This is a genomic window from Bacillus sp. 007/AIA-02/001 (assembly GCF_004634455.1).
GTDB classification, from domain to species: Bacteria; Bacillota; Bacilli; order Bacillales; family Bacillaceae_G; genus Bacillus_A; species Bacillus_A cereus.
The window spans coordinates 747,575-774,479 of record NZ_SEIY01000001.1 but is presented as its reverse complement, the minus strand read 5'-3'; the positions used below and the strand labels follow the sequence as shown (position 1 = coordinate 774,479).

The window sequence follows — 26,905 nt, the reverse complement described above, 5'->3', positions numbered from 1 at the left end:
TTCTATAATAAACTATTTTGTCCTATTTAACACGTATTCTCCCCATTTCTTTTCAAAATAGCCTATTTTCCACCCAAAATTTTCCTTTCGAACCCTGTTTTTACACCTATTTTCTCTCCCTTTCCTTCCCCCTCCATTTCTTTGCTATTTTATTATTTTTTATATATCATAGGAACTAGCGCGTTTTATTCTATACATAATGGAATGAAAATATTTCGCAATAACTTCATAGCAGAAAGATGGTGAAAGAGATTGCAACGCTTTATTAAATGGTTAGCAGTCATTACAAGCCTTGATTTATTAATAGTTTTATTAGGAGGCGCTTTAGTTACAAAAACAGGTTCTGGTCAAGGTTGTGGTAAATCATGGCCACTTTGTAACGGTGAATTTGTTCCATCTAATTTATCAATGGAAACTATTATTGAACTTAGCCACCGATTAACATCAGGATCAGCTGGAATTCTTGTCACTCTACTTTGTATTTTGTCCTGGAAATATTATAAACATGTGCGTGAAACAAAAACGTTAGCAATTTTATCCTTCGTATTTTTAGTTGCACAAGCATTAATGGGAGCAGCAGCAGTTGTTTGGGGACAAATGCCAGCTGTACTTGCTATCCATTTCGGTATTTCCTTAATTTCATTTGCTTCTGTCATTTTATTAACGTGTCTTATCTTTGAAATTGACCAAAAATTTGATGCACGTTCACTTATTATGGACAAAAAAATGAAATTTCATATTTATGGTGTAACAATTTACAGTTATATCGTCGTCTACACAGGTGCTTTAGTACGTCACGAACGAGCTAGCTTAGCCTGTCCAGACTTTCCTTTATGTAGCAAAAACAGACCTATGCCAACTCAACTACATGAATGGGTTCAAATGGGCCATAGAGTTGCAGCGATGTTAATTTTCGCTTGGATACTATACGCGATGATTCTCGCTATTCGCCATTACAAGCAGCAATCTGTAGTATATTGGGGATGGATTATTTCATTTATCCTTGTTACACTTCAAGCTGTAGTAGGAGTTTTAGTTGTATTTACAAACGCTAGTTTAGCAATGGCATTGTTACATTCTCTATTCATTTCTTGCTTGTTTGCCGTACTATGCTATTTAGTTATGCTAGGAACAAGAAGTAAAGTGAATGCCAAAGAAGCCGAATCAACTTCTAAACAAACAAAATAATTTAAAACTAAAATCCCTTGCCAATTCGGCAAGGGATTTTTTGCAATAAAAAAAGAGCTGTATTTACACAGCTCTTTTCTTATTTTAGTGATCTAATTCAATAAGTAAATCACCCGTTTGAATCGCATCACCATCGTTAACATATACTTTCTTCACTTTACCATTGAACGGCGCTTGAACTGTCGTTTCCATTTTCATCGCTTCTGTAATTGCCATAGAATCGCCTTTTTTCACTTCGTCGCCTTCTTTTACAACTACTTTAATTACCGTTCCTGGCATCGTTGCACTAATATGATTTGGATTCTCACGGTTTCCTTTCACACGTTGTGCAACTGTTGCTTTTACACTCTCGTCTTTCACGATAATTTCACGTGGTTGACCGTTAAATTCCAAGTAAAGAACACGGTTTCCATCCGGCTGAGGTTCTCCAATTGATACTAGTTTAACCATCAATGTTTTACCCTGTTCAATTTCTACATCAATTTCTTCACCTAGTCTCATACCATAGAAGAACGTCGGTGTATCAAGTACAGATACATTTCCATAAAGCTCAGCAACTTTTTCATAATCCATAAATACTTTTGGATATAAAGCATATGCTACTACATCAAAAATCGTTACTTCGCGTCCAAGTTTATGGAATAATTCTTCTTTTAACGCTTCGAAATCTACTGGCTCTAGTAATTCACCTGGTCTTACTGTTAATGGCTCTTTCCCTTTTAAAATAATCTTTTGTAATTCTTTCGGGAAACCACCGTACGGTTGACCTAAATCACCAGAGAACATTTCAACAACAGACCCTGGGAAGTCCATCGCATGTCCACGCTCTAAAACATCTTGTTCTGTCAGATGGTTTTGAACCATAAATAATGCCATATCACCAACAACTTTTGATGATGGTGTTACTTTTACAATATCTCCAAACATGTCATTCACACGGCGGTACATTACTTTCACTTCATCGAAGCGATCTCCTAAACCAACCGCCTTCGCTTGTTGCTGAAGATTACTATACTGCCCACCCGGCATTTCATGCATATATACCTCTGTATGAGGGGCATTCATACCACTTTCAAACGGTGCATAGTATTTGCGTACATCTTCCCAATAGTGAGATAGTTTTTCTAAAGAATCTATATTAACATCTGGTTGTCTTTCGTTTCCACCTAACGCATAGTATAGCGTGTTCGCACTTGGTTGTGACGTTTGACCAGCCATAGAACTCACTGCTACATCGACGATATCAACACCTGCTTCAATTGCCTTCGTATACGTTAATATACCATTTCCACTCGTATCGTGCGTGTGCAGATGAATTGGAATCGACACTGTCTCTTTTAATGCAGAAACTAAATCATATGCTGCATTTGGTTTTAGTAAGCCCGCCATATCTTTAATACCTAAAATGTGAGCTCCTGATGCTTCTAACTCTTTTGCTAAATTTTTATAATAATTTAAATCATATTTACTACGCAGTGGATCATGAATATCCCCTGTGTAGCACATTGTTGCTTCTGCAATTTTACCAGTGTCTCGTACAGCGTCAATTGCAACTCTCATGCCTTCCACCCAGTTTAAACTATCAAAAATACGGAATACATCAATGCCTGCTTGAGCAGAACATTCCACAAATTTTTGAATTAAATTATCTGGATAGTTTTTGTATCCAACTGCGTTTGAAGAACGAAGTAACATTTGGAATAACACGTTCGGCATTTTTTCACGAAGATCTAGTAATCGTTCCCATGGATCTTCTTTTAAGAAACGATACGCAACATCAAACGTTGCACCGCCCCACATTTCCGCTGAGAATAGGTTCGGTAACATTCTCGCTGTTGGCTCCGCAATTTGATGTAAATCTTTTGTACGAATACGAGTTGCAAGTAATGACTGGTGTGCATCACGGAATGTTGTATCCGTTAAAAGTACACGTTTTTGATCCTGTACCCATTTTACTAATCCGTCCGCTCCACGCTCGTCCAAAATTTGTTTCGTTCCATTTTGGATTGGCTCTGAATGTTTTAAACATGGAATACGAGCATCTGGGAATATTGGTTTTTCTTTTTTCCCTACTCCTGGGAAACCATTTACTGTTACTGTACCAATGTAATTTAACATTTTCGTTCCACGGTCTTTACGTTTCGGGAACAAGAACAATTCAGGTGACGCATCGATAAATGAAGTATCATATTCTCCTGATAAGAAGTTTTTATGCTTTACTACATTCTCTAGGAATGGAATATTTGTTTTAATACCACGAATACGGAATTCTTTTAAGTTACGTTCCATTTTTGCAGCAGCTTGCTCAAAAGTAAGTGCCCAAGTTGTAACTTTTACAAGTAAAGAATCGTAGTACGGTGTAATAACTGCACCTTGGAAGCTATTCCCTGTATCAAGACGCACACCAAAACCACCACCTGATCGATACGCCATAATTTTTCCTGTATCCGGCATAAAATTATTTAGCGGATCTTCAGTTGTTACACGAGATTGAATTGCAAATCCATGTACAACTACTTCCTCTTGCTTCGGAACACCTACCATTTTGCTATGTAATGAATGTCCATCCGCTATTAAAATTTGTGATTGAACAATATCTACTCCCGTAATCATTTCTGTAATCGTATGTTCTACTTGAACACGTGGATTTACTTCAATAAAGTAAAACTCATCATCTTTTACAAGGAATTCTACTGTTCCTGCATTTAAATAGTTTACATTTTTCGTTAACTTCACAGCAGCATCACAAATACGCTGACGCAGATCATCTGAAAGTGATACACTCGGTGCAATTTCTACAACTTTTTGATGACGACGTTGTACAGAACAGTCACGCTCGTATAAATGAACAACATTGCCTTCTTCATCTGCTAAAATTTGTACTTCTATATGTTTAGGTTTTTCAACGAATTTTTCGACGTAAACTTCATCATTACCAAAAGCTGCTTTCGCTTCTGATTTCGCTCGATTATATGATTCTCCTAATTCCTCACTAGTACGCACAATACGCATACCACGACCGCCACCCCCAAGGGATGCTTTAATAATAATCGGGTAATCATACTTTTCAGCAAATTTTTCGACTTCTTCTAATGAATTTACTGGACCATCACTACCAGGTATAACTGGAATTTGTGCTAGCTGCGCTTGTGTTCTTGCTTTCACTTTATCTCCAAACATATCTAAATGCTTACTTTTCGGACCGATAAAGATAATTCCTTCTTCTTCACAACGTTTAGCGAATTGAATATTTTCTGATAAGAAACCATATCCAGGGTGGATTGCATCTACATGATTACTTTTTGCAATCTCAATAATGCCTTCAATATCTAGATAAGCATCAATTGGTTTTTTTCCTTCCCCAACTAAATAGGACTCATCGGCTTTATAGCGATGATAAGAACCACTATCCTCTTTAGAATAGATTGCAACTGTTTTTAATCCAAGTTCCGAACAAGCTCGAAACACACGAATTGCAATCTCTCCACGGTTAGCTACCAATACTTTTTGAATACGTTGCAGCTTTGTCATGATTTTCCCCCTCTACTTTCCTACCACTCTAGAGATAAAATATATACACACCTTAAAAAGCGTGAAGTTCTTCACTTTCCACATTATATTATACTTAGAAAGCTTCACTTTATTTTTATCCATCATACCTTATTTTCTAACAAATGATAAGTTTTCTGTGCAATTTGTTTCACAAAAATAGTATAGCATACCTCTTCCTTTTCTAACAACTTAATTGTATATCACATTTAACTTAATGTGATATATCTTTTAACTGAAAGAGAAATTAGTACATCATATTTAAAACTACTTAAAAATAAAAAACACATCATGCTCTAAAGCACAATGTGTTTTTATTTTACAACTACAAGATGTGGTCCATTTTGTTCTCTTTCTTTCATTACACCATTCTGTTGTTTCTCTTGTCGTTTCACGTGACTAGCAATATTAAGTAGTATTCCCATTGCAAGTAGATTAGCTATTAAGGAACTTCCACCATAACTAATAAACGGTAAAGGCACTCCAGTAAGCGGTATTAATCCAGACATACCACCAACATTAACAAAAGTTTGTACTCCTATTAAACTTGCAATTCCGATTGCAATTAAACTTCCAAAAGGATCGTTACATTTTTGAGCAATCCTGAATGAACGAATAATAATAAGTAGCAAGCAAATTAAAATAATAGCTACACCAATAAAACCTAATTCTTCAGATATAATAGCCATAATAAAATCTGTTTGAGGTTCTGGTAAATAACCATATTTTTGCACACTATTTCCTAATCCTCGACCATTTAGCCCTCCTGAAGCAATTCCAATAAAAGAATTTACTAATTGGAATCCATCATTCTGAGGATCATTGAATGGATCAAGAAAAACTGAAAAACGTGCCTTTTGATATCCACTTAATTTATAATTAGCCAAAAAATATAGAGCTGGAATCCATACTATAGAAGTTAAAACAATTCGTTTAATCCATAAATTAATCCTTACTCCTGAACAAAGAAACATAATCCCTACTGTTCCTGCAATTAACAAATCGGTACCTAAATCATTTTGCTTTAAAATTAAAAACATTGCCATTCCAACAAAACCAAGTGTAAGTCCCGACCCTTTAAAAACAGGTGTATTTGTTTCTTGTCTCCTTGCAAAAAAGCGAGCTAATATAATAATAATCGATAATTTAACAAATTCAGCGGGCTGTATACCTAATATCCAACCTTTTGCACCATTTATTTCCTTACCAAAAATCAAGGCTGCTGCTAGTAAAGCAATACTCCCTAGCCCCATCGCCGATAAAATTATTCGTTTTCTCCAAAACTTATAAGGTAACGAAGCTACAATTACTAACAATACCGTTCCAATAGCTAAAGTTATTAATTGTTTTTTAAAAAAGTAATTTGCCGGCCAGTTATGCCTCGAAATCGCAACAATGGAACTAGAACTATATACCATTATTACTCCCAGCACACATAAGATAACAAGAGGAAGTAATAATGAATAATCCATTGATTTCCATACTTTTTTCATTTCATTTCCTCTTTCTGTTTCAATTTAATTATTGTTGTATTCCATATGTACATTGATTCTTCCTGCTTTATTATACAAATAAAAAGCTCAAACTAATTTAGTTTGAGCCCCCTTATTTGAACCCGTTATTGTTGTTTGTTTGTAAATGCTTCATGAAGTGCAGATAACTCACGTTCGAGCTCACCTAACATTGCTTTCCCTTGTTCTTCTGCAATAAGACCAAGGCGAACCGCAAAATCGACCTCGCGGGATAGTCCAAACATTTGTGTGTCTAACACTTCTTCATATAATGGACATTGCGGCATTGTAAGATGGTCCATTTGCACCTTAATAAGTCTTAAAATCTTCTCTGCATCCGCTTGTAGAAGGGCTAGTGCCTTTTCCTGATGATTTGCTACTGTCTCAGACGCCAAATTGATTCCCTCCGTTTCCGTCCTACTCTCCTCTATCCTATCTATTAATATTAGCGATAGTTTTAATAAATTGCAATAGAAACATTTTTTGTGACAACAGTGTCTAATACTATTATACTGAAAAGTGGGAGTATAACACAAATGGGGGAACAACAATGAGCGAAATTTTATTTATTAACGGAAAAGTACGTTTTCCAATCACTATTGATCCAACTGTTTGGATCTTTGATGATCGAAAAGTAGATTTGACAACTTACTTTGATGAAACTAGAGAAAACACGTCTGAACTAGAAACTTATTTAAAAAACACTTCAGAACATTGGGATCGCGAAATCCGTGATGGTGCCGCTTTTCCTCCAATACAACAAAGTGTGAAGAAATATAAAAAAGAACAGCTGATTACTGGAACATTTGGTATACCATTTCATCCATTTCTTGCTAACGCTGAAATTTTAGAGGACGCTACGCAAGTTGAAATTGAAACGGTAGATCATACAATGACACTTCCATTAGAAACTGTCAAAAATGCTATACTAGGCTTTTCAAAAGAAGGAAAACCATTAAAAGAAGACGGACCTGTTCATCTCTATTTCAATGATGGATCTAATCAACAAAATCCAATCCGTAACATCCGTAAATTTACAATTATTTAAAGAAAAGGAGTGAGCTTAAGCTCACTCCTTTTTACAATAAATCTGCTGCTAGTTGAGCTAAATTAGATCGCTCACCTTTAACAAACTTCACATGACCACTAATACGCTGTTCTTTAAACTTCTCTACAACATATGTTAAGCCATTATTATATTCATCTAAATATGGGTGATCAATTTGCTGAGGATCTCCCATCAATACAATCTTACTCTTTTCCCCTACCCTAGTTAATATCGTTTTCACTTCATGCTTTGTTAAATTTTGTGCTTCGTCAATGATAATGAACTGATCTGGAATACTTCTCCCGCGTATATAAGTAAGGGCTTCTACTTCAATCGAACCCATTCCAGCTAAAATAGCATCTAACTCTCCTGGCTTTTTCGTATTAAATAAATACTCTAGGTTATCAAAAATTGGCTGCATCCATGGTCTTAACTTTTCTTCTTTTTCTCCTGGTAAATAACCGATATCTTTTCCGACTGGAACAATTGGTCTTGCCACAAGTAATTTTTTATATAACCCTAAGTCTTCTGTTTGCATAAGTCCCGAAGCTAACGCAAGTAACGTTTTTCCTGTGCCGGCTTTCCCCGTTAACGTTACAAGCGGAATATCTTCACGAAGCAACAATTCTAATCCCATAATTTGCTGCACGTTTCGTGGTCGTATCCCCCATACTTGTTCATTGTGAAAAATAAGTTTCTTTACCTTCTTACCTAAGTGATCCACAATGCCAAGAGCAGAACTAGAGCCCCCTAATGCATCTTTCATCACTACAAACTGATTTGGGTAAAAAGGATGATTCGCAATTTCAGATAGAGGCAATTCACCTTTCTCATAAAAATAATCCAATTGTTCTTTTGATATATATCCTTCTAAAAAGCCAGAATATATATTTTCTACTTCAATTACGCGATCACTTAAATAATCTTCAGCCTTCAAACCAATTGCATCAGCTTTTACCCTTACGAGTACATCTTTACTTACTAAAATAACAGACTTCCCGTCCTCTTTTTCCTGTTCTTCTAAAGATAGATTTTTTGCTACAGCTAAAATTCGATTATCATTTGTTTTTTCTACAAAAATATCTTGTAGTTGCACGAATGAACGATGGTTCAATTCAATACGAAATGTTCCGCCGTTTTCTAGCGGGATACTTTCATGCAGCTTTCCTATTTCACGAAATTTATCTATTAACTTAGATACATAACGAGCGTTTCGTCCTACTTCATCCATATAACGTTTTTTCGAATCAACCTCTTCTAATACAACTGCTGGAATCACTACTTCATTGGTTTCAAATGAAAAAATAGATAAAGGATCCTGCAAAAGTACATTCGTATCTAACACATAAATTTTATCCAACCTGTTACCCCCTGACTCCACTTTTAAATTTGTAGAACAAGGGTTTCATCCATACAATATGGACGAACCATTGTTATAATTATATGTACCGTGTAAACGAGGTAGAATCGAAAATCATAGTCATTAAACCTTTTATTTATTCTTTATTCATTTCTATTCAATATATTACTTTTTATTATAATTATTAACGTTAAATCACAATAACCGATTACAAAAGTGAATAAACGAATTTCCTATTTAGCATCTTTATAATTCTCTTATCCCTACTAACACTTCATTATCCAGCTTTTTCGCTGCCCGAAGATCATATGTTTTTTCATATGTTGGTTCAATTGCAAGTTTCGCTCCATAAAACATAACATCACGCACTTCTTGCACATTTACTTCTATTACAGTTAATTTTAGAGAAATACCTTCCATTCTATCTGTCAAAATTTCACCTGCACCACTTATAGAAAATACGGATTCATTCGCCATTATAGTCAATACCACACCTGTATTATGCCGTATATTTTCCACAATACGTGAACGTTGATCTACTGCAAATCGAATACTAGTTTTACTCACTGCATACACCCAAGAAATAGCACTTACGTTAGGAACTTGCTTTTCGAAATCTGTCGTTGCTATCATAACAATACACTCTTTACGCAACGTTTGTACTAAATCCTCTGTTAAGGTAGGCTCTACTACATTCGCCATATTTTCACCTCCAAACATACTTGGTATATCCTTATCATAACTTATTTTTTGAATTGCGAAAATATTATTTTTTCCCACTATTATTCAAAAACATTATACTTCCATGATATACTTATACTGATAGAATTCGTATTGAGGTGACGAAATGAGAGTCAAATGTATGATTTGTGATAAAAAAGATATGTTAGATGATGAAAATCCTATGGCAAAAAAACTGCGTAATCGCCCTATTCATACATATATGTGCATGGAATGTTCGGAACGAATTGCAGAGCGTACAATGGAACGTCATGCAAGTGGTAATTTCCGATTATATCGTGATAAAAAAATCGAAGATGATTGGTAAAATGTAAATAAGTCCTTACTCATATAGATAAGGACTTATTTATATTTTTCTGGTTCACGATTCATCTGATCCAAAAAACAATCAATGGCTTCTAACGGAAACCTTGCAGATTTCCGTTCTCCATTCATTTCATATGTAATTAAATACATTTCCTCGTTCTTTTCGACTTCCACATTTCTTAATTTATGTTCTTCATATATCATATTTTGAAATAACAAATATGTTTCTTTTGCAGCACTATCATCTGGGCGTGCTTCCGCAACTGTTTTAATTGTTAACCAATTATATAGTGCATCTTGTACTGAACGCATGAAAACTCCCCTTCCTTATCCTGCTTTTTGTTGTTTCGCTTGACGCAAACGCAATCTATAAATTCCAAGTACAATTGCCGCTACAACAAGTCCTTCTCCAACAGGTAAAAACACAGCAAAAAAGGTTAATACTGTGCATCCAATTGCTAATGATATGTATATCACAATATTTTTTAGTACAGACAACTTTCTAGCAAACCCTAAATTATAAACGAGAGCACTTAATATAATAATCGTCCCATAAAGTAACCACATTCCTAACTCTGGATTTTCATCTACCTTACACAATTTTGCAAAAAAAGACATCCTTTCTAACACACTCTTCCCCCCTAGCAGTAAAATGCAATTTTCTTTATACACTTAATACAAGAGTAACTCGCAAAAAAAATACTGTCCACAAAAATGAGTAAATATTCTAAAAAATAAACAAAATAAAAAAACAACGCCCTTTATAAAGGGCGTTGTTTTTTTATTTTTACGCTTCGACAGATTTCTTTTTCTTAGCAGCTCTTTCGCGCTCACTCTTATCAAGAATCTTTTTACGTAGACGAATTGATTCTGGAGTTACTTCACAGAACTCGTCATCGTTTAAGTACTCTAATGATTCTTCTAAAGTCATTAGGCGTGGTTTCTTCATTGTTGAAGTTTGATCTTTCGTCGCAGAACGAATGTTAGTTTGTTGTTTCATTTTCACAACGTTAACTGTTAAGTCATTCTCACGAGTGTGTTCTCCTACAATCATACCAGCATATACTTCTGTACCTGGTTCAACGAAGATTACACCACGGTCTTCAACTTGCATAATACCGTATTGTGATGCTTTTCCTGTTTCAAGTGAAACTAGAACACCTTGACGACGTCCACCAACTTGTCCAGCGTGTACTGGTTGGTAGCAATCGAATGTATGGTTTAAAATACCGTAACCACGAGTTAATGTTAAGAATTCTGTTGTGTAACCAATTAAACCACGTGCTGGAACCATGAAAGTAAGGCGAACTTGACCGTTTCCGTTATTCACCATATCTAACATTTCACCTTTACGTGCACCCATAGATTCCATAATAGAACCAGTGTATTCTTCAGGTACATCGATTTGTACACGCTCTACAGGCTCACATCTTACGCCATCAACTTCTTTAATGATTACTTCTGGCTTAGATACTTGTAATTCATAACCTTCACGACGCATGTTTTCAATTAAGATAGATAAATGTAGTTCCCCACGTCCAGATACGATCCACGCATCAGGAGAATCTGTATTATCTACACGTAAACTTACATCTGTTTCTAATTGTGAACGAAGACGCTCTTCAATTTTACGAGATGTAATGTATTTACCTTCACGACCTGCAAATGGGCTGTTATTTACAAGGAACGTCATTTGTAGTGTTGGCTCATCAATACGTAATAATGGTAACGCATCTTGATGTTCAACTGGACATACTGTTTCACCTACGTTAATGTCTTCCATACCAGAAACGGCTACTAAGTCCCCTGCTTTTGCTTCTTCAATTTCTTGACGTTTTAATCCCATGTAACCGAATAATTTCGTTACGCGGAATTGCTTCACACTTCCGTCTACTTTCATTAAAGCAACTTGTTGTCCAACCTTCATTGTACCGCGGAATACGCGACCAACTCCAATACGTCCAACGTAGTCGTTGTAATCAAGAAGTGCTACTTGGAATTGAAGTGGCTCTTCGCTGTTATCAATTGGTGCTGGAATATGTTCGATAATTGTATCGAATAATGATTTCATATTCTCTTCTTGATTTGCTGGGTTTGAATCTAAGCTTGCTGTTCCGTTCATTGCTGATGCAAATACAACTGGGAACTCTAATTGATCTTCGTTTGCACCAAGCTCAATGAATAAGTCGATTACTTCATCAACTACTTCATCTGGACGAGCGAAGTCACGGTCAATTTTGTTTACAACTACGATTGGAGTTAAGTTTTGCTCAAGAGCTTTCTTTAAAACAAATCGTGTTTGTGGCATACAACCTTCATATGCATCAACAACAAGTAAAACACCATCAACCATTTTCATGATACGTTCTACTTCTCCACCGAAGTCAGCGTGACCAGGTGTATCTAAAATGTTAATTCTTTTATCTTCATAGTGAATCGCTGTATTTTTCGCTAAAATTGTAATACCGCGTTCTCTTTCTAGATCATTTGAATCCATTGCGCGTTCTTCAACGTGTTCGTTCGCACGGAAAGTCCCCGCTTGACGTAATAACTGGTCAACAAGTGTTGTTTTACCATGGTCAACGTGGGCAATAATTGCTATATTACGTAAATCTTGTCGTTTTTTCAACATGTCCAACTCCTAATGTCTTTTTAATCCTTCTCTATTATAAGAGCGAAGGGGATACAATAGCAATTAAAATAAAAGCAAGAATGAAAATATAGTTGTATTCTTACTTTTGTGAAAGTAAAATGAGATTGGAGGGTGAAGAAATGGAACACATTCAATATCGCTTTTTATTAACTGCAATTATCGGTGTTATTTTCTTAATCGGTATCGGCATTATGATTGCTGAAAATAGTCCAATCGGTATTATTATTTGCATTATCGGCACATTTGTTACAGTTGGATACGGTTTTGTAACAAAAAGAAAAATGCGCAAATCACAATAACGCTAAAAAGTAAGAAGCTTATACACAGCCTCTTACTTTTTTTGTTGCTCTCATATAAACGATAACACTTCTTCATACACTCCTGGTTTTGCAACTAACACACTGCTCTTCTCTATGATAGAAAGTGGCGCTCCAGAGAATGTCGTCACCTTACCTCCAACTTCTTCTACAATTATCTTTCCTCCGCCAAAATCCCATGGTGATAATCTCGGCGTTACATATGCATCTATTCTTCCTGTTGCAACGTATACCATCTCTAACGCTGCACAGCCATATGATCTTGTGCCTCTTGCTTTCTTAACAAGTGCCATCATACTTTCCATATTAAGCAATGGATTATCTGTAAGCCATATCGCATTTAAAGCTACAATACCTTGCTCTACAGTTCCTTTTTTCAGTGTAGGAATTGATATATCATTACAAAAAGCTCCATATCCCTTGACTGCATGATATAGTTCATCATGCACTGGATCATATATAAGTCCAATCTTTCCGATACCGTTCTCATAAATCCCAATTGAAATCGCAAAATTTCTTTTTTGATGAACAAAGTTCATCGTGCCGTCAATTGGATCAATTAACCAAACAACCCCGTCAGAAGACGTTATCTCGTCTCCATAACCCTCTTCTCCTAAAATATTATGATTCGGGAATGTTTCTTTAATTTTCCCAATTAAAAACTGTTCTATCTCTCGGTCCATATTTGTAACTAAGTCAGCTGCATTTGATTTTGTTTCTATAATAAGTGCTTTTTTCATTGATGCCATTAAATGCTCTCCTGCATCCCGAATCCACCGTTTGGCGTGTGCATCAATGTCTTTCCATACTTCTTGCATGTTTAAACACTCCGATCTATACTGTTCACAGAAAAAACGAACCCTTTATAAGGTTCGCACCAACTAATTTTTTATACATATACTATTATTACGCTTCTAAACGAATCATTTCAAGTCTTAACACTTCTAACTTTTGTACACACTCTTCTTTTTTCTGTTTGTCATCTTCCATCATCGCATCATATAAAGTTGCTAATTCATAATCTAGCTCCAAACGTAGCACCGGTATTCTCTTTTCAGCATCTGTTCTCTTTAACGCATTAATCACCTGTCTCATATTATTTGCCTCCTCCCAATATTCGTCTGCCCTCGGACTAGAATTAATTCAATTTTCTGATTTTTTGTTTTATACTATACTATGTTGGATAAATCATCTATGCAACAAAATTATATTTTTTTATTTAAATTTTTTTGTGCTGTTTTTTTTATGAATAGTACAAGCTATGCTAAAATAAAAGCAAAATAGGAGTTGGAGGAACAATCATGACAATACAAACATTCAAGTCAACTGATTTTGATGTCTTTACAGTTGATGGTCTCGAAGAACGAATGAGTGCAATTAAAACGAACATTCATCCTAAGCTAGAAGCTTTAGGGGAACAATTTGCAGAATACTTATCCAAACAAACTGATGAGAACTTTTTTTATCATGTTGCAAAACACGCACGCCGCAAAGTCAATCCACCAAACGATACTTGGGTTGCTTTTTCAACAAATAAACGAGGATATAAAATGCTACCGCATTTCCAAATCGGCTTATGGGGTACTCATGCCTTCATATACTTTGGTTTAATCTATGAGTGTCCACAAAAAGTTGAGACGGCTCATGCCTTCTTAGAACATTTAAATGATTTAAAAACAAATATTCCAAATGACTTCGTTTGGTCCATTGACCATACTAAACCAAGTGTGAAATTACATAAAACACTTGAAACCGAAGACTTACAAAAGATGATTGAACGATTAGCTACTGTAAAAAAAGCAGAATTATTAGTTGGTATTCATATATCACCAGAGGAGTTTTCAGCAATGACCAACGAACAATTCCTTGCTAAGATTGAATCTACGATGCAATCACTCCTTCCTTTATATGCACTGTGTAATCGATAGTAGAAAACGGACAATTTATATTGTCCGTTTTTAGTTGTTATCACATTATATCACTTCAGTTTTTATTTTTCAAAATATTTTTTACATTTTTACGAGCTTTTGTTCTTCGACTTCTTTTGCCCTTTGAATAGCACGATATATAGAGTATCCACTTACTTCTTGAAATTCTTTATCAATTTTCTTTTCTTCTGCTTTCGATGGAACAATCTCTTTAAAACGACGATATAAACCCATTAACTCTTCTCTTATAATCCCTTTTTCATAAGCTTTCTCAATCGCTTCATAAAACTTAACAATTGTAACCATTTCCTCATTTGACCAATCATAATCTAACGGATATTGATATTCCATTTCGCACCTCATTTATCATTTCTTCTTGTTTCATTATGCTATCTTAAAGAGAATATTTTATTCTTCATTATAGCCACTCTGCATTATACACTATTTATTCATTTTAATGGAATTGTCTTCCTCTATTCATTAGTTGAGGCTAACTATTAAACATACTCACCTTAAAAACATTTTTTTCTATACATCTATAATTATTGGTGATATAATGCTTTTGTTTTATAGAAAATAAAGTGAAGCTACCATCTCAAAAACGATTTTTTGAATGGCAGAAAAACAAGCCTTATTCTAAAAAAGGCTACACTTTTTTAGAGCAGGATTATATAAAACAAATTACACTAAATATTATGAAGAAGAAGGGGTGTATAGATTGTCCCAATACGAAACACCATTGTTTACCGCTTTAGTTGAGCACAGTAAGCGAAATCCAATTCAATTCCATATTCCTGGTCATAAAAAAGGACAGGGCATGGATCCTACATTTCGCGAATTTATTGGGCATAATGCATTAGCAATTGATTTAATTAATATTGCGCCACTCGATGATTTACATCATCCAAAAGGTATGATTAAAGAAGCACAGGATTTAGCAGCCGCTGCATTCGGTGCAGATCATACTTTCTTTTCTATTCAAGGTACAAGTGGCGCTATTATGACAATGGTGATGAGCGTTTGCGGTCCTGGTGACAAAATCCTAGTACCACGAAACGTGCATAAATCAGTAATGTCAGCTATTATTTTCTCAGGTGCAAAACCGATTTTCATGCATCCTGAAATCGATCCGAAGCTCGGTATTTCTCATGGAATCACAATTCAATCTGTCAAAAAAGCACTTGAAGAGCACTCAGATGCAAAGGGCTTACTTGTTATTAACCCAACGTACTTTGGGTTTGCTGCAGACTTAGAACAGATTGTACAATTAGCACATTCTTATGACATCCCTGTACTAGTCGACGAGGCTCATGGTGTTCATATTCATTTTCACGATGAATTACCTATGTCAGCGATGCAAGCTGGTGCGGATATGGCAGCAACAAGTGTTCACAAATTAGGAGGCTCTTTAACTCAAAGTTCTATTCTTAATGTGAAAGAAGGCTTAGTGAATGTAAAGCATGTCCAATCTATTATTAGTATGCTTACAACTACATCAACTTCTTACATCTTGTTAGCATCCCTTGATGTTGCGAGAAAACGTCTTGCTACAGAAGGAACAGCACTCATAGAACAAACAATACAATTAGCTGAGCATGTTCGTGATGCTATAAATTCTATTGAGCATCTTTACTGTCCTGGAAAAGAAATGTTAGGTACAGATGCTACCTTTAACTATGATCCTACAAAGATAATTGTATCTGTAAAAGATTTAGGTATTACCGGCCACCAAGCTGAAGTATGGCTTAGAGAGCAATATAACATTGAAGTAGAACTCTCAGATCTATACAACATACTATGTCTTATCACTTTGGGAGATACAGAAAGTGATACAAATACACTTATTGCAGCTTTACACGATTTAGCAGCAACATTTAGAAATAGGGCAGATAAAGGTGTTCAAGTACAAGTAGAGATTCCAGAAATTCCAGTGCTAGCACTTTCTCCTCGAGATGCTTTTTATTCGGAAACAGAAGTCATCCCATTTGAAAATGCAGCGGGTCGTATTATAGCTGATTTTGTTATGGTTTATCCGCCAGGGATTCCAATCTTTACTCCGGGGGAAATTATTACACAAGAAAACTTAGAGTATATTCGGAAAAACTTAGAAGCAGGTTTACCTGTACAAGGTCCTGAAGATATGACATTACAAACATTACGTGTTATTAAAGAGTACAAGCCTATCAGTTGATAGGCTTTTTTTTCACCTTTTTTCCTTTTCTTCATACGATACTTAAGAATGTAACGTATAGGTGGGGATACTATTATGATTGTAATAGGCCGTTCTATTGTACATCCTTATATTACAAATGAATATGAGCCATTTGCAGCAGAGAAACAACAAATTTTATCAATAATGGCAGGAAATCAAGAAGTTTATTCCTTCCGAACAGCTGATGAACTCAGCTTTGATCTCAATTTACGAGTTAATATTATTATCTCTGCACTAGAGCTTTTTCAAAGTGGATTTCAGTTTCGCACATTTCAACAATCCTTTTGCAACCCCCAGTATTGGAAAAGAACATCCCTTGGAGGATTCGAGCTTCTTCCAAACATACCATCTTCTATTGCCATACAAGATATTTTTAAAAATGGAAAACTATATGGAACTGAATGCGCAACCGCTATGATCATTATTTTTTATAAAGCTTTACTATCATTGTATGAGGAAGAAACTTTCAATCGTCTATTTGCAAATCTTTTACTTTATACATGGGACTACGATCAAGATCTAAGGCTCATAACAAAAAACGGTGGCGATCTTGTTCCAGGTGACCTCGTTTACTTTAAAAACCCACAAGTGAATCCAGCTACGATTGAGTGGCAAGGAGAAAACACAATCTATTTAGGAAATTTCTTTTTTTACGGACATGGCGTGGGTGTAAAAACAAAAGAAGAAATTATTTATTCATTAAATGAACGAAGAGTCCCTTACGCTTTTATTTCAGCTTTCTTGACCGATACTATTACCCGTATCGATAGCCGTATAATGAGCCAATATGCTTCTTCTAGTACACCACAGACATCCATAAGCTTTATTCCAATTAGAGATGATGCAATCGTTGCAACAGTTGGTCATACAACTACAATTTATTAAAAAAGCGCCTACACATGTAGGCGCTTTTTCTTATTATTAAGCTTTTGTATGTTCTTTATGGTCACATTCGCAATGAGATCCACATTTCCCGTATAGTACTGTTGATTTTTCATCTTCAAAATGTCCAATTGTTCCTTCACATACTTGGCATACGATTGTTCCCATTTTCATTTCCCCCTGAGTTTTAATAGTAATCTATTTATTTATCATTAAGCTTTCGCATTATCTTTTCTAGCACAGTCACAATTTGTTCCACATTTTCCGTAAAGTACCGTCGTTTTCTCATCTTCAAAATGTCCGATTGTTCCTTCACATACTTGGCATACGATTGTTCCCATTTTCATTTCCCCCTAAGTTTATGGTCCTAAAAACTTTTAGCTGTCCATTTCCTATCAATTATTGGGCTTTTGTATGCTCTGTGTGATCACATCCGCAAGATCCACATTTCCCGTAAAGTACCGTTACTTTCTCATCTTCGAAGTGTGCAATTGTACCTTCACAATCTTGACATACGATTGTTCCCATTTTTCATTTCCCCCTAAGTTTATAATCCCAAAAACTTTTTGTAACCGCTTAACTTTCTGTCTTCATTTTAATATGTTATACTTTTTACGTCAATAGGTTTTTAGTATAACACATTAAATATTTTTAATTTAAATTAGTATGCGATATTAAAATAAAAAAACAGCCATATTTATAAGTACGACTGTTTCACATTAATTATTCTTCATATTCCGCATGTAAAGAAGTTGACGGAACTAGAAATTTGAAAAACTGAGCTAACTCCTTTGCTTCCTCTTCTGATCCTAATTTAAAAATCTCCTGTATATATTGAACATTCTCTACATCATCTCGTCCGAGTAAAGTAGACCTTCCTGTTTGCATACAAACAATGAGCGGCTTTCCAAAAAACATATTTGTATAAATAACACCAAAATCATAACGTGTATCATGTGTCATAAACCCTAAAAATCGTACCTTCACACTTTCATGCTCATCATACAATTTTTCAAACATTGGTTTCCACCTTTCTACATCACGTTTCATTAATAGTATATTAAACAAAACATGTAATACTCCTTTTAATTGTCAAAAAATTCAGTAGGATGTAGAATGATAGTATTCTACTAAGCTAGGGGGAACTTATATGCAACACGCCTTTATTACGCTTGTACCGAAATCCAACCAACAATCAGTTTCAATAGATGATATAAAACAACTTTTTCATTATTATAAAACAGTTACTTCTAAAACTGGTGCCCAAATTAATTACACGTATACAAATACCGCTTTTCCTTATGAAATTTTAGATACATCTACAACAACATTAAAACTTCAATCCACTCACGACCGGTATGACTCAATTTATATTGGTGTTGGTATAGAAAATGAACAATCTTTCATCCAAGTTTCTTTACCACCTAATGCAACATTTGGTGACAAAGGGAAAGCAAATGAATTTTGCCGTTTTTTAGCGAAGAAATTAGAAGGAGAGTTACAATTATTTAATGGAAGAACAATGTATTTTTATAAACGCTAATTTAAAAAATAGATAATATGATTAAAAATAATATACAATTCGAACATGTAAGAAATAAAGCTTGCTTTCTTACGTGCAATACAAAATATGCTATTACATAGGCTAAATATAGAAATACGAAAAAAAGAATAACTTTATAATGAAACTTATCACCATTCGATAATGTTAATACAGTGGAAAAGCCACTCCATAGTAGTAAATGATAAAATATAACATGTAATATTTTCATGGAACCTTCTCCTTTGACATGCTCTATTTTATTAATATATGGGGGTAAGTTTGAATCAATTACATATTATAGGATGATATATATTACCTTCGAAGTAAGTTAAGCCTGAATCATTTGTTAAAGTATTATATATTCATTCGACAAGTACGTTTAAAGACCTTGCAAGTCATTTGATGAAAATAAAAATAGCCCCTCTCTTACAATAAGAGAAGGGCTATTTACATTACTTAAATTATTTTACAATGTGAATTGGCATTCCAAGAGCAACTTCAGCTGCTTCCATTGTGATTTCACCTAATGTTGGGTGAGCATGGATTGTTTGAGCGATATCTTCAGCTGTCATTCCAGCTTCGATAGCTAAACCAATCTCAGAAATAATATCAGAAGCACCTGCACCTGCAACTTGAGCACCTACAAGAAGGCCATCTTCTTTACGTGTTACAAGTTGTAGGAAACCGTCAGTGCTGTTTAATGATAATGCACGACCGTTAGCAGCGAATGGGAACTTAGATACAGTTACAGTCATTCCAGCTTCTTCAGCTTGTTTTTTAGTGTAACCAACAGATGCTAGTTCTGGATCAGTGAAGCATACTGCAGGAATTCCGATGTAATCGATAGCTGATGCATGGCCACTAATTGCTTCTACAGCTACTTTACCTTCGTAAGAAGCTTTGTGAGCTAATGGTGGTCCAGGAACGATATCACCGATTGCATAGATGTTTGGTACATTTGTACGACATTGCTCATCGATTTCGATGATGCCGCGGTCAGTCATTTTAACTCCAACTTGCTCAAGACCGATTTCTTGAGTGTTTGGACGACGACCTACAGTTACTAATACGTAATCTGCTTCTACAGTTTGGATTTCACCTTTAACTTCAAAGCTAACTTTTACGCCAGTTTCTGTTTCTTCAACGCCTTTAGCCATAGCTTTTGTATGGATATTTACGTTACCTTTTTTCTGTAGAGCACGTTTAACAACAGAGCTCATAGCTTTTTCGAAACCAGCTAAGATTTCGTCGCCAGCTTCTACTACAGTAACTTCTGTACCGAAGTTAGCATATGCAGTACCTAATTCCATACCGATGTAACCGCCGCCGATTACAACAAGTTTTTTAGGAATTTCAGGTAAGCTTAAAGCACCTGTAGAGTTGATAACACGTTTAGAGTATTTGAATCCTGGAATTTCGATTGGTGTAGAACCAGTTGCAAGAACAGCATTTTTAAACGTATAAGTTTGAGCTGCATCTTCAGTCATAACGCGTAATGTATTAGCATCTACGAAGTAAGCTTCACCGCGAATGATTTCAACTTTGTTACCTTTAAGAAGGCCTTCAACACCGCCAGTTAATTTCTTAACTACGCCGTTTTTCCATTCTTGAACTTTTGTAAAGTCAACTTTTACGTTTTCTGCAGTAATACCCATGTCATCAGAATGCATTGCATTCTCATAACGATGACCTGCATTGATTAACGCTTTTGAAGGAATACATCCAACGTTTAAGCATACGCCACCAAGGTTAGCTTTTTCAATGATTGCTACCTTTTGACCTAATTGTGCTGCACGAATTGCCGCAACGTATCCACCAGGACCTGCACCAACAACGACTGTATCTAATTCAATTGGGAAATCTCCTACTACCATTGTTATTACGCCTCCATTACTAATAATTGTGGGTCATTCAATAGACGTTTAATTTGGTTTAACGCTTTTTGAGCAGTTGCACCGTCAATTAAACGATGGTCAAAGCTTAGAGATAATGCTAATACTGGAGCTGCAACGATCTCACCGTTTTTCACAACTGGTTTTTCAGCGATACGGCCGATACCAAGGATTGCTACTTCTGGGTGGTTGATAACTGGAGTGAACCATTGTCCACCTGCAGAACCAATGTTTGTAATTGTGCAAGAAGCACCTTTCATTTCAGCTGGAGCTAGACGACCTTCACGTGCTTTACCAGCAAGATCATTGATCTCGTTAGAGATTGTGAAGATAGACTTACGATCTGTATCTTTAACAACTGGTACTAATAGACCTTTGTCTGTATCAGCTGCGATACCGATGTTGAAGTAATGTTTATGAACTACTTCTTGAGATGCATCGTCTAAAGAAGTGTTTAACATTGGGTATTCACGTAATGCAGATGTTAAAGCTTTAACAACGTACGGAAGGTAAGTTAATTTAATACCTTTGTCAGCTGCTACTGCTTTGAACTTCTTACGGTGAGCAACAAGTTCTGTTACATCTACTTCGTCCATTAATGTTACGTGAGGAGCTGTGTGTTTAGAGTTAACCATTGCTTTCGCAATCGCTTTACGGATACCACTCATTTTCTCACGAGTTTCTGGATATTCACCAGCTGGGATTGGTTGTGCTTTTGGTGCTTCTTCTTTCGCTGCTGCTGGAGTAGCTTCTACTGCTGCTGGAGCCTCAGTTGCTGCTACAGTTTGTCCACCATTTGCAAATGCATCGATGTCAGCTTTTACGATACGGCCATTCTTACCAGTACCAGCTACTTTATGAATGTCTACACCTTTTTCACGAGCGTATTTACGAACAGATGGCATAGCAATTACGCGCTCATTTACTACTTCTGCAGTTGCTGCTGGAGTAGCTTCCGCTGCTGGAGCTTCTACTGCTGCTTCTTCAGCTTTTGGAGCTTCATCATGATCGTCACCTTTAAATTTAAGGTTTTCGTATCCAGGAGCATCAAATTTAATTAATGTATCTCCTACGATTGCAACTGTTCCTTCTTCTACAAGTACTTCAAGTACTTTACCTTTAACAGGAGAAGGGATTTCTACTACTGCTTTATCATTTTGTACTTCAAGAAGTACATCGTCTTCGTTTACTTCATCGCCTGGTTTAATAAACCATTTTACGATTTCACCTTCGTGGATACCTTCACCGATATCTGGTAGTTTAAATTCAAATGCCACGGAATTCAGCCCCCTGATTCATTTCATTATTATGGAATATGTACAAAAGAAACCAGCATGTGCTGATTTCTTTTGCACATGAAAAGCTAAAAATTAGAAGTTCATTACTTTGTTTACAGCTTCAACAATATCTTTGTGGTTTGGTAACCATACGCTCTCTGCTTGAGAGAATGGGAATACTGTATCAGCAGCTGCAACACGTACAACTGGAGCTTCTAAGTTTAAGATTGCACGGTCGTTAATTTCCGCTACAACGTTAGCTGCAATACCAGCTTGTTTTTGAGCTTCTTGAACTACAACTACGCGACCTGTTTTTTCAACAGAAGCGATGATTGTTTCGATATCTAATGGTTGAACTGTACGTAAGTCAACAACCTCTAAAGAGATACCTTCTTTTTCAAGTTCTTCAGCAGCTTTTAATGCAGCGTGAACCATAGCACCGTAAGCGATAACAGATACATCTGTACCTTCACGTTTGATATCAGCTTTACCTAAATCAATTGTGTAATCACCTTCTGGTACCTCTTGACGGAATGAACGGTACAATTTCATATGCTCTAAGTAGATAACTGGATCGTTGTCACGAATCGCAGAGATTAAAAGACCTTTAGCATCGTATGGAGTAGATGGAATAACAACTTTTAGACCAGGTTGTTGAGCCACTAATCCTTCTAAGCTATCAGCATGTAGTTCAGGAGTATGAACACCACCACCGAATGGAGAACGAACTGTTACTGGAGCAGTCCAACGTCCACCAGAACGGTAACGCATACGAGCTAATTGACCAGAAATTGAATCCATTACTTCATAAACGAAACCGAAGAATTGGATTTCTGGAACTGGACGGAATCCTTCAAGTGCAAGACCAACTGCAAGTCCACCAATACCAGACTCTGCAAGTGGAGTATCCATTACACGATCTTCACCAAATTCAGCTTGTAAACCTTCAGTAGCACGGAATACACCGCCGTTTACACCAACGTCTTCACCAAATACAAGTACGTTAGGGTCATTTTTCATTTCAACGCGTAAAGCATCAGTGATTGCTTGAATCATTGTCATTTGAGCCATGGCTTACTTCGACTCCTTTTCTTTGTAGATTTCATATTGTTCAGCTAAGTTGTAAGGCATTTTTTCGTACATGATTTCCATTAAATCAGTTACTTTTTGTTTTGGAGCTTGGTCAGCCTTAGCAATTGCTTGTTTGATATCTTCTTTTGCTTCTTCGATTACTGTCTCTTCAACTTCTTGAGACCATAGGCCTTTAGCTTCTAAGAACTTACGGAAGCGTACGATTGGGTCTTTTTGTTCCCATTCGTTTTCGATATCTTTTGTACGGTAACGAGTTGGGTCATCACCAGCCATTGTATGTGGACCGTAACGGAATGTTAAAGTCTCGATTAAAGTAGGGCCTTCGCCATTTACTGCGCGCTCACGAGCAAAAGCAGTTGCTGCGTATACAGCTAATGGATCCATACCGTCTACTTGAATTCCGTAAATACCTGCTGCTACTGCTTTTTGTGCTACAGTTTTAGCTGCAGATTGCTTTTCTACTGGAGTAGAGATTGCATAACGGTTGTTTTGAACAACGAAGATTGCTGGAGCTTTGAATGCACCTGCAAAGTTCATACCTTCGTAGAAGTCACCTTGTGAAGCACCACCGTCACCAGTGTAAGTAATTGCAACAGATTTTTTACCACGTAGTTTCATACCTAACGCAACACCAGCAGTTTGGATGATTTGCGCACCGATAATAATCTGTGGAGCTAATGCATTTACATTCTCAGGCATTTGGTTACCCATGAAGTGTCCACGAGAGAATAAGAATGCTTGGTATAATGGTAATCCGTGCCATACTAATTGTGGTACATCACGGTATCCTGGTAAGATGAAGTCTTCTGCTTCAAGTGCGAAATGACTTGCTAATTGAGAAGCTTCTTGTCCAGCTGTAGGTGCGTAGAAACCTAAACGTCCTTGACGGTTTAAAGAAATAGAACGTTGATCTAATACGCGAGTATACACCATACGACGCATTAATTCTTTTAATTGATCATCAGATAATTCAGGCATAGCTGCTTCATTCACAACTTCACCGTTTTCATTTAAAATTTGTAATGTTTCAAATTGAGCTGCGATAGCTTTCATTTGCTCATCAACATTAAATAGGGTCTTTTTTGTTTTAGTACCCATTCCGTTCACCTCTTCCTCTCTTGAACCATATTCTGAAACGCTTTCACTGGCTATTTTCCAGTTTAAAAAGCGCAACGATGTAAACCAACATGTTTGTATGTCGGTTGAGAATAATTTTGTGTACCTAACAATCTGTACTAATGTTTTTTCAGAAACATATTAATACAATCTTGATCACGTTTTTTAGTTTACAACTATTCTAATTACGATGTCAATTACTTTGAATACGTTTTTTTATAAATAATATGCAGGTTTCTACTACACAAACGTGTTTTTATTTTTTACATCTGTATTAGTAAGCATTGACCTACTGTTATATTATTCCCTTTTTCACTTATTTTTTCTCTTAGAATAATATGTAAACGATTTAATTCTCTTTAGTTTTTCTCTCTTCGTAACAAAAATATACAAACTACTCTTCCTTTTTTAGGTAAATACCTATACATTTCTACCCTCTCTTCCATACATTATAGTAACCGCAGTATTAGCGGGAAATGATAAAGGAGGTCATCTCATGTACGGATACTCATATTGCTATCCAACTTGTTCATATCCTTCCTACGGTTATGGCGGTTCTTGTGGCGGGTCTGGACGCGGCTTCGCCTTAATCGTTGTGTTGTTTATTCTTTTAATTATCGTTGGTGCTGCTTGCATTCGCTAATGTAAAACGAAACAACTATGGAAAGAAAAAGACGGCTTTGCCGTCTTTTTCGTTTTATCACATACATAACTACTCTATAATAGAACAATTTCCAAAATGCCTTCCCTTTCTTGCCGATGACTTTTTCCATCTCCTTTGGTAGACTAAAGAGGAAAGGAGAGATTACATATGCTTACAATGAAAGATGTTATTCGCGAAGGAGATCCTATTTTGCGCAACGTTGCAGAAGAGGTGTCATTACCGGCAAGCGAAGAAGATACAACTACCTTAAAAGAAATGATTGAATTCGTAATAAATAGCCAAGATCCTGAAATGGCTGAAAAATATAGTTTACGCCCTGGAATCGGATTAGCGGCTCCGCAAATCGGTGTTTCAAAAAAAATGATTGCAGTTCATGTAACCGATGCGGATGGTACATTATATAGCCATGCATTATTCAATCCAAAAATCATTAGCCATTCTGTTGAACGTACATATTTACAGGGTGGTGAAGGCTGTCTGTCTGTAGACCGCGAAGTACCTGGTTATGTTCCTCGTTATACAAGAATTACAGTAAAAGCAACTTCTATTAACGGAGAAGAAGTAAAATTGCGTTTAAAAGGTTTACCAGCAATCGTATTCCAACACGAGATTGATCATTTAAATGGCGTTATGTTCTATGACCATATCAATAAAGAAAATCCTTTTGCCGCTCCTGATGATTCCAAACCTCTAGAGCGATAATAATAAAAAGGTGGAAGTTAATCTTCCGCCTTTTTATTATGAAATGGGTTCCATATTCACTTATAGCAATCCAGCCCACTTTAGTCCATGATATATACCGTCTTCATTAACATCCTTTGTCACATGATTTGCAAGTTTTTTCAAGTCTTCATGGCCATTTCCCATCACAATACCTGTGCCAACGGCTTCGATCATTTCTAAATCATTTAAGCCATCTCCAAATGCATACACTTGATCACGATTAAAACCTAACTTTTCAATGTATTTCTCAATTCCTTTTGCCTTAGAACCACCATTCGGAATGATATCCATTGAATATGCATGCCAACGAATAAAATGAAAATCTGGATAATGATTAATAAACTTTTCCTCTTCATTTACTTCACAAAAAAGTAGTGTTTGATAAATATTACGTTCCTCATAAAAATTAGGCTCATATGCTGGATGCTCAAAGTTTAAGCTTCCAAAGCCTTCTTTCACATAATCATGATATTCCACTGATGCTCTCATATCTTGATGGTCAAGATATACAAGTGGATATCCTTCTTGTTTTGCAAACTGAGTAAACCTATGTAAAGCATCTGGATGTAACGGATTATTAAATATTACCTCATCTTCAAAGACAACATATTGTCCATTAAAACTAACATAATTATGTATATTAAGTTCCCTGCGAATATCTTCGAACATAAATGGCGCGCGCCCTGTCGCAATTGCTACATGTACACCTTTTTCTTGTAACCGTTTTACTGCATCTCGTGTAGATTGCGGAATTTTTTTATCATGATCTAATAATGTTCCATCAATATCAAAAAAGACAATTTTATCATTCATTTGTCAAAATCCTTTCTGGGACTCTATATTCCTATTTTGAATATCACTTTTCAAATTCTAAAAAAAAGTATAACATATTAAACATCTGTG

Annotated in this window: 31 protein-coding genes; 10 read left to right on the top strand and 21 right to left on the bottom strand. The window is 35.9% G+C overall.

What is annotated here, in order from left to right:
• The first annotated feature begins 252 nt into the window (after positions 1 to 252).
• Positions 253 to 1,188, top strand: a complete 936-nt coding sequence (ctaA, locus tag ES895_RS04250; protein ID WP_001188747.1) for a heme A synthase — start codon at positions 253 to 255, stop codon at positions 1,186 to 1,188.
• An 84-nt stretch (positions 1,189 to 1,272) separates the two neighbouring features.
• Here ctaA and pyc read toward each other — a convergent pair whose 3' ends face one another.
• The 3 genes from pyc to ES895_RS04230 all read right to left on the bottom strand — a co-directional run bounded on the left by pyc (position 1,273) and on the right by ES895_RS04230 (position 6,643).
• Positions 1,273 to 4,719 carry a pyruvate carboxylase gene (pyc, locus tag ES895_RS04245; protein ID WP_000164087.1) on the bottom strand — a complete coding sequence of 1,149 codons (3,447 nt, stop codon included), beginning with the start codon at positions 4,717 to 4,719 and terminating at the stop codon, positions 1,273 to 1,275.
• A gap of 332 nt (positions 4,720 to 5,051) precedes the next feature.
• Positions 5,052 to 6,230 (bottom strand): FtsW/RodA/SpoVE family cell cycle protein, encoded by a 1,179-nt coding sequence (locus ES895_RS04235; protein WP_000758413.1) that lies wholly within the window; start codon positions 6,228 to 6,230, stop codon positions 5,052 to 5,054.
• A gap of 125 nt (positions 6,231 to 6,355) precedes the next feature.
• Complete coding sequence (locus ES895_RS04230; protein ID WP_000135694.1) at positions 6,356 to 6,643, bottom strand: Fpa/YlaN family protein; 288 nt, start codon at positions 6,641 to 6,643, stop codon at positions 6,356 to 6,358.
• A 155-nt stretch (positions 6,644 to 6,798) separates the two neighbouring features.
• Between ES895_RS04230 and ES895_RS04225 the strand changes: the two genes are divergently transcribed.
• Entirely contained in the window at positions 6,799 to 7,296 is a 498-nt protein-coding gene (locus ES895_RS04225; RefSeq protein WP_001289809.1) for a molybdopterin-binding protein, read from the top strand.
• 31 nt (positions 7,297 to 7,327) lie between these two features.
• Here ES895_RS04225 and ES895_RS04220 read toward each other — a convergent pair whose 3' ends face one another.
• Complete coding sequence (locus tag ES895_RS04220) at positions 7,328 to 8,656, bottom strand: PhoH family protein (RefSeq protein ID WP_000358083.1); 1,329 nt, start codon at positions 8,654 to 8,656, stop codon at positions 7,328 to 7,330.
• Between the two features lie 246 nt (positions 8,657 to 8,902).
• Positions 8,903 to 9,358, bottom strand: coding sequence for a pyridoxamine 5'-phosphate oxidase family protein (locus tag ES895_RS04215; protein WP_000024597.1), 456 nt, complete (start codon positions 9,356 to 9,358; stop codon positions 8,903 to 8,905).
• Between the two features lie 145 nt (positions 9,359 to 9,503).
• Here ES895_RS04215 and ES895_RS04210 point away from each other — a divergent pair, with 145 nt between their 5' ends.
• A complete protein-coding gene (locus tag ES895_RS04210; RefSeq protein WP_002082250.1) occupies positions 9,504 to 9,704 on the top strand; it encodes a YlaI family protein in 201 nt (66 codons plus the stop codon).
• Between the two features lie 35 nt (positions 9,705 to 9,739).
• Here ES895_RS04210 and ES895_RS04205 read toward each other — a convergent pair whose 3' ends face one another.
• From ES895_RS04205 to typA, 3 genes are all read right to left on the bottom strand, one after another.
• Entirely contained in the window at positions 9,740 to 10,015 is a 276-nt protein-coding gene (locus ES895_RS04205; protein WP_001258147.1) for a hypothetical protein, read from the bottom strand.
• 15 nt (positions 10,016 to 10,030) lie between these two features.
• Positions 10,031 to 10,333, bottom strand: a complete 303-nt coding sequence (locus tag ES895_RS04200) for a YlaH-like family protein (RefSeq protein WP_000893662.1) — start codon at positions 10,331 to 10,333, stop codon at positions 10,031 to 10,033.
• Between the two features lie 157 nt (positions 10,334 to 10,490).
• A complete protein-coding gene (gene typA, locus ES895_RS04195; protein ID WP_000914762.1) occupies positions 10,491 to 12,335 on the bottom strand; it encodes a translational GTPase TypA in 1,845 nt (614 codons plus the stop codon).
• Positions 12,336 to 12,475: 140 nt separating this feature from the next.
• On the opposite strand from typA, the gene ES895_RS04190 reads away from it, so the two are divergent.
• Positions 12,476 to 12,655 (top strand): DUF5325 family protein, encoded by a 180-nt coding sequence (locus ES895_RS04190; protein ID WP_000400127.1) that lies wholly within the window; start codon positions 12,476 to 12,478, stop codon positions 12,653 to 12,655.
• Between the two features lie 50 nt (positions 12,656 to 12,705).
• On the opposite strand, the gene ES895_RS04185 is transcribed toward ES895_RS04190, so the two are convergent.
• Entirely contained in the window at positions 12,706 to 13,491 is a 786-nt protein-coding gene (locus tag ES895_RS04185; protein ID WP_001158705.1) for an inositol monophosphatase family protein, read from the bottom strand.
• Positions 13,492 to 13,579: 88 nt separating this feature from the next.
• Positions 13,580 to 13,768 carry a hypothetical protein gene (locus ES895_RS04180; RefSeq protein WP_001250164.1) on the bottom strand — a complete coding sequence of 63 codons (189 nt, stop codon included), beginning with the start codon at positions 13,766 to 13,768 and terminating at the stop codon, positions 13,580 to 13,582.
• Positions 13,769 to 13,974: 206 nt separating this feature from the next.
• Here ES895_RS04180 and ES895_RS04175 point away from each other — a divergent pair, with 206 nt between their 5' ends.
• On the top strand, positions 13,975 to 14,601 hold the full coding sequence (locus ES895_RS04175) for a YktB family protein (RefSeq protein ID WP_000155317.1): 627 nt from the start codon (positions 13,975 to 13,977) through the stop codon (positions 14,599 to 14,601).
• A gap of 81 nt (positions 14,602 to 14,682) precedes the next feature.
• Here the strand turns inward: ES895_RS04175 and ES895_RS04170 are convergent, their stop codons facing one another.
• A complete protein-coding gene (locus ES895_RS04170) occupies positions 14,683 to 14,952 on the bottom strand; it encodes a UPF0223 family protein (RefSeq protein WP_000456552.1) in 270 nt (89 codons plus the stop codon).
• 367 nt (positions 14,953 to 15,319) lie between these two features.
• Between ES895_RS04170 and speA the strand changes: the two genes are divergently transcribed.
• Together speA and ES895_RS04160 are read left to right on the top strand one after the other, a co-directional pair.
• Complete coding sequence (speA, locus tag ES895_RS04165; RefSeq protein WP_000084898.1) at positions 15,320 to 16,792, top strand: arginine decarboxylase; 1,473 nt, start codon at positions 15,320 to 15,322, stop codon at positions 16,790 to 16,792.
• Positions 16,793 to 16,867: 75 nt separating this feature from the next.
• Complete coding sequence (locus ES895_RS04160) at positions 16,868 to 17,698, top strand: protein-glutamine gamma-glutamyltransferase (RefSeq protein ID WP_000635342.1); 831 nt, start codon at positions 16,868 to 16,870, stop codon at positions 17,696 to 17,698.
• A 36-nt stretch (positions 17,699 to 17,734) separates the two neighbouring features.
• Here the strand turns inward: ES895_RS04160 and ES895_RS04155 are convergent, their stop codons facing one another.
• The 4 genes from ES895_RS04155 to ES895_RS04140 all read right to left on the bottom strand — a co-directional run bounded on the left by ES895_RS04155 (position 17,735) and on the right by ES895_RS04140 (position 18,715).
• Entirely contained in the window at positions 17,735 to 17,863 is a 129-nt protein-coding gene (locus ES895_RS04155) for a GapA-binding peptide SR1P (RefSeq protein ID WP_000536796.1), read from the bottom strand.
• Positions 17,864 to 17,907: 44 nt separating this feature from the next.
• Complete coding sequence (locus ES895_RS04150; protein ID WP_000536803.1) at positions 17,908 to 18,036, bottom strand: GapA-binding peptide SR1P; 129 nt, start codon at positions 18,034 to 18,036, stop codon at positions 17,908 to 17,910.
• 58 nt (positions 18,037 to 18,094) lie between these two features.
• On the bottom strand, positions 18,095 to 18,223 hold the full coding sequence (locus ES895_RS04145; RefSeq protein ID WP_000536778.1) for a GapA-binding peptide SR1P: 129 nt from the start codon (positions 18,221 to 18,223) through the stop codon (positions 18,095 to 18,097).
• A 195-nt stretch (positions 18,224 to 18,418) separates the two neighbouring features.
• Positions 18,419 to 18,715, bottom strand: coding sequence for a DUF3055 domain-containing protein (locus ES895_RS04140; protein WP_000462038.1), 297 nt, complete (start codon positions 18,713 to 18,715; stop codon positions 18,419 to 18,421).
• Positions 18,716 to 18,845: 130 nt separating this feature from the next.
• On the opposite strand from ES895_RS04140, the gene ES895_RS04135 reads away from it, so the two are divergent.
• Positions 18,846 to 19,238 carry a DUF1885 family protein gene (locus ES895_RS04135; protein WP_001163302.1) on the top strand — a complete coding sequence of 131 codons (393 nt, stop codon included), beginning with the start codon at positions 18,846 to 18,848 and terminating at the stop codon, positions 19,236 to 19,238.
• Between the two features lies 1 nt (position 19,239).
• Here the strand turns inward: ES895_RS04135 and ES895_RS04130 are convergent, their stop codons facing one another.
• The 5 genes from ES895_RS04130 to pdhA all read right to left on the bottom strand — a co-directional run bounded on the left by ES895_RS04130 (position 19,240) and on the right by pdhA (position 24,597).
• The gene (locus tag ES895_RS04130; RefSeq protein ID WP_000697469.1) at positions 19,240 to 19,467 is read right to left on the bottom strand and encodes a hypothetical protein; all 228 of its coding nucleotides are present in this window, start codon (positions 19,465 to 19,467) and stop codon (positions 19,240 to 19,242) included.
• Between the two features lie 232 nt (positions 19,468 to 19,699).
• Positions 19,700 to 21,112 (bottom strand): dihydrolipoyl dehydrogenase, encoded by a 1,413-nt coding sequence (gene lpdA / locus ES895_RS04125; RefSeq protein WP_000260104.1) that lies wholly within the window; start codon positions 21,110 to 21,112, stop codon positions 19,700 to 19,702.
• Positions 21,113 to 21,117: 5 nt separating this feature from the next.
• Positions 21,118 to 22,407 carry a pyruvate dehydrogenase complex dihydrolipoyllysine-residue acetyltransferase gene (gene pdhC, locus ES895_RS04120; RefSeq protein WP_000863419.1) on the bottom strand — a complete coding sequence of 430 codons (1,290 nt, stop codon included), beginning with the start codon at positions 22,405 to 22,407 and terminating at the stop codon, positions 21,118 to 21,120.
• Positions 22,408 to 22,500: 93 nt separating this feature from the next.
• Positions 22,501 to 23,478, bottom strand: coding sequence for a pyruvate dehydrogenase complex E1 component subunit beta (pdhB, locus tag ES895_RS04115; protein ID WP_000068168.1), 978 nt, complete (start codon positions 23,476 to 23,478; stop codon positions 22,501 to 22,503).
• A gap of 3 nt (positions 23,479 to 23,481) precedes the next feature.
• Entirely contained in the window at positions 23,482 to 24,597 is a 1,116-nt protein-coding gene (gene pdhA, locus ES895_RS04110) for a pyruvate dehydrogenase E1 component subunit alpha (protein WP_000536895.1), read from the bottom strand.
• Positions 24,598 to 25,111: 514 nt separating this feature from the next.
• Between pdhA and ES895_RS04105 the strand changes: the two genes are divergently transcribed.
• Both ES895_RS04105 and def read left to right on the top strand, forming a co-directional pair.
• Positions 25,112 to 25,258: a YjcZ family sporulation protein gene (locus ES895_RS04105; protein WP_000274562.1), complete on the top strand. Its 147-nt coding sequence runs from the start codon at positions 25,112 to 25,114 to the stop codon at positions 25,256 to 25,258.
• A gap of 168 nt (positions 25,259 to 25,426) precedes the next feature.
• A complete protein-coding gene (def, locus tag ES895_RS04100; protein ID WP_000957048.1) occupies positions 25,427 to 25,981 on the top strand; it encodes a peptide deformylase in 555 nt (184 codons plus the stop codon).
• Between the two features lie 60 nt (positions 25,982 to 26,041).
• Here the strand turns inward: def and ES895_RS04095 are convergent, their stop codons facing one another.
• On the bottom strand, positions 26,042 to 26,815 hold the full coding sequence (locus ES895_RS04095; RefSeq protein ID WP_135238169.1) for a Cof-type HAD-IIB family hydrolase: 774 nt from the start codon (positions 26,813 to 26,815) through the stop codon (positions 26,042 to 26,044).
• Between the last annotated feature and the right edge of the window lie 90 nt (positions 26,816 to 26,905).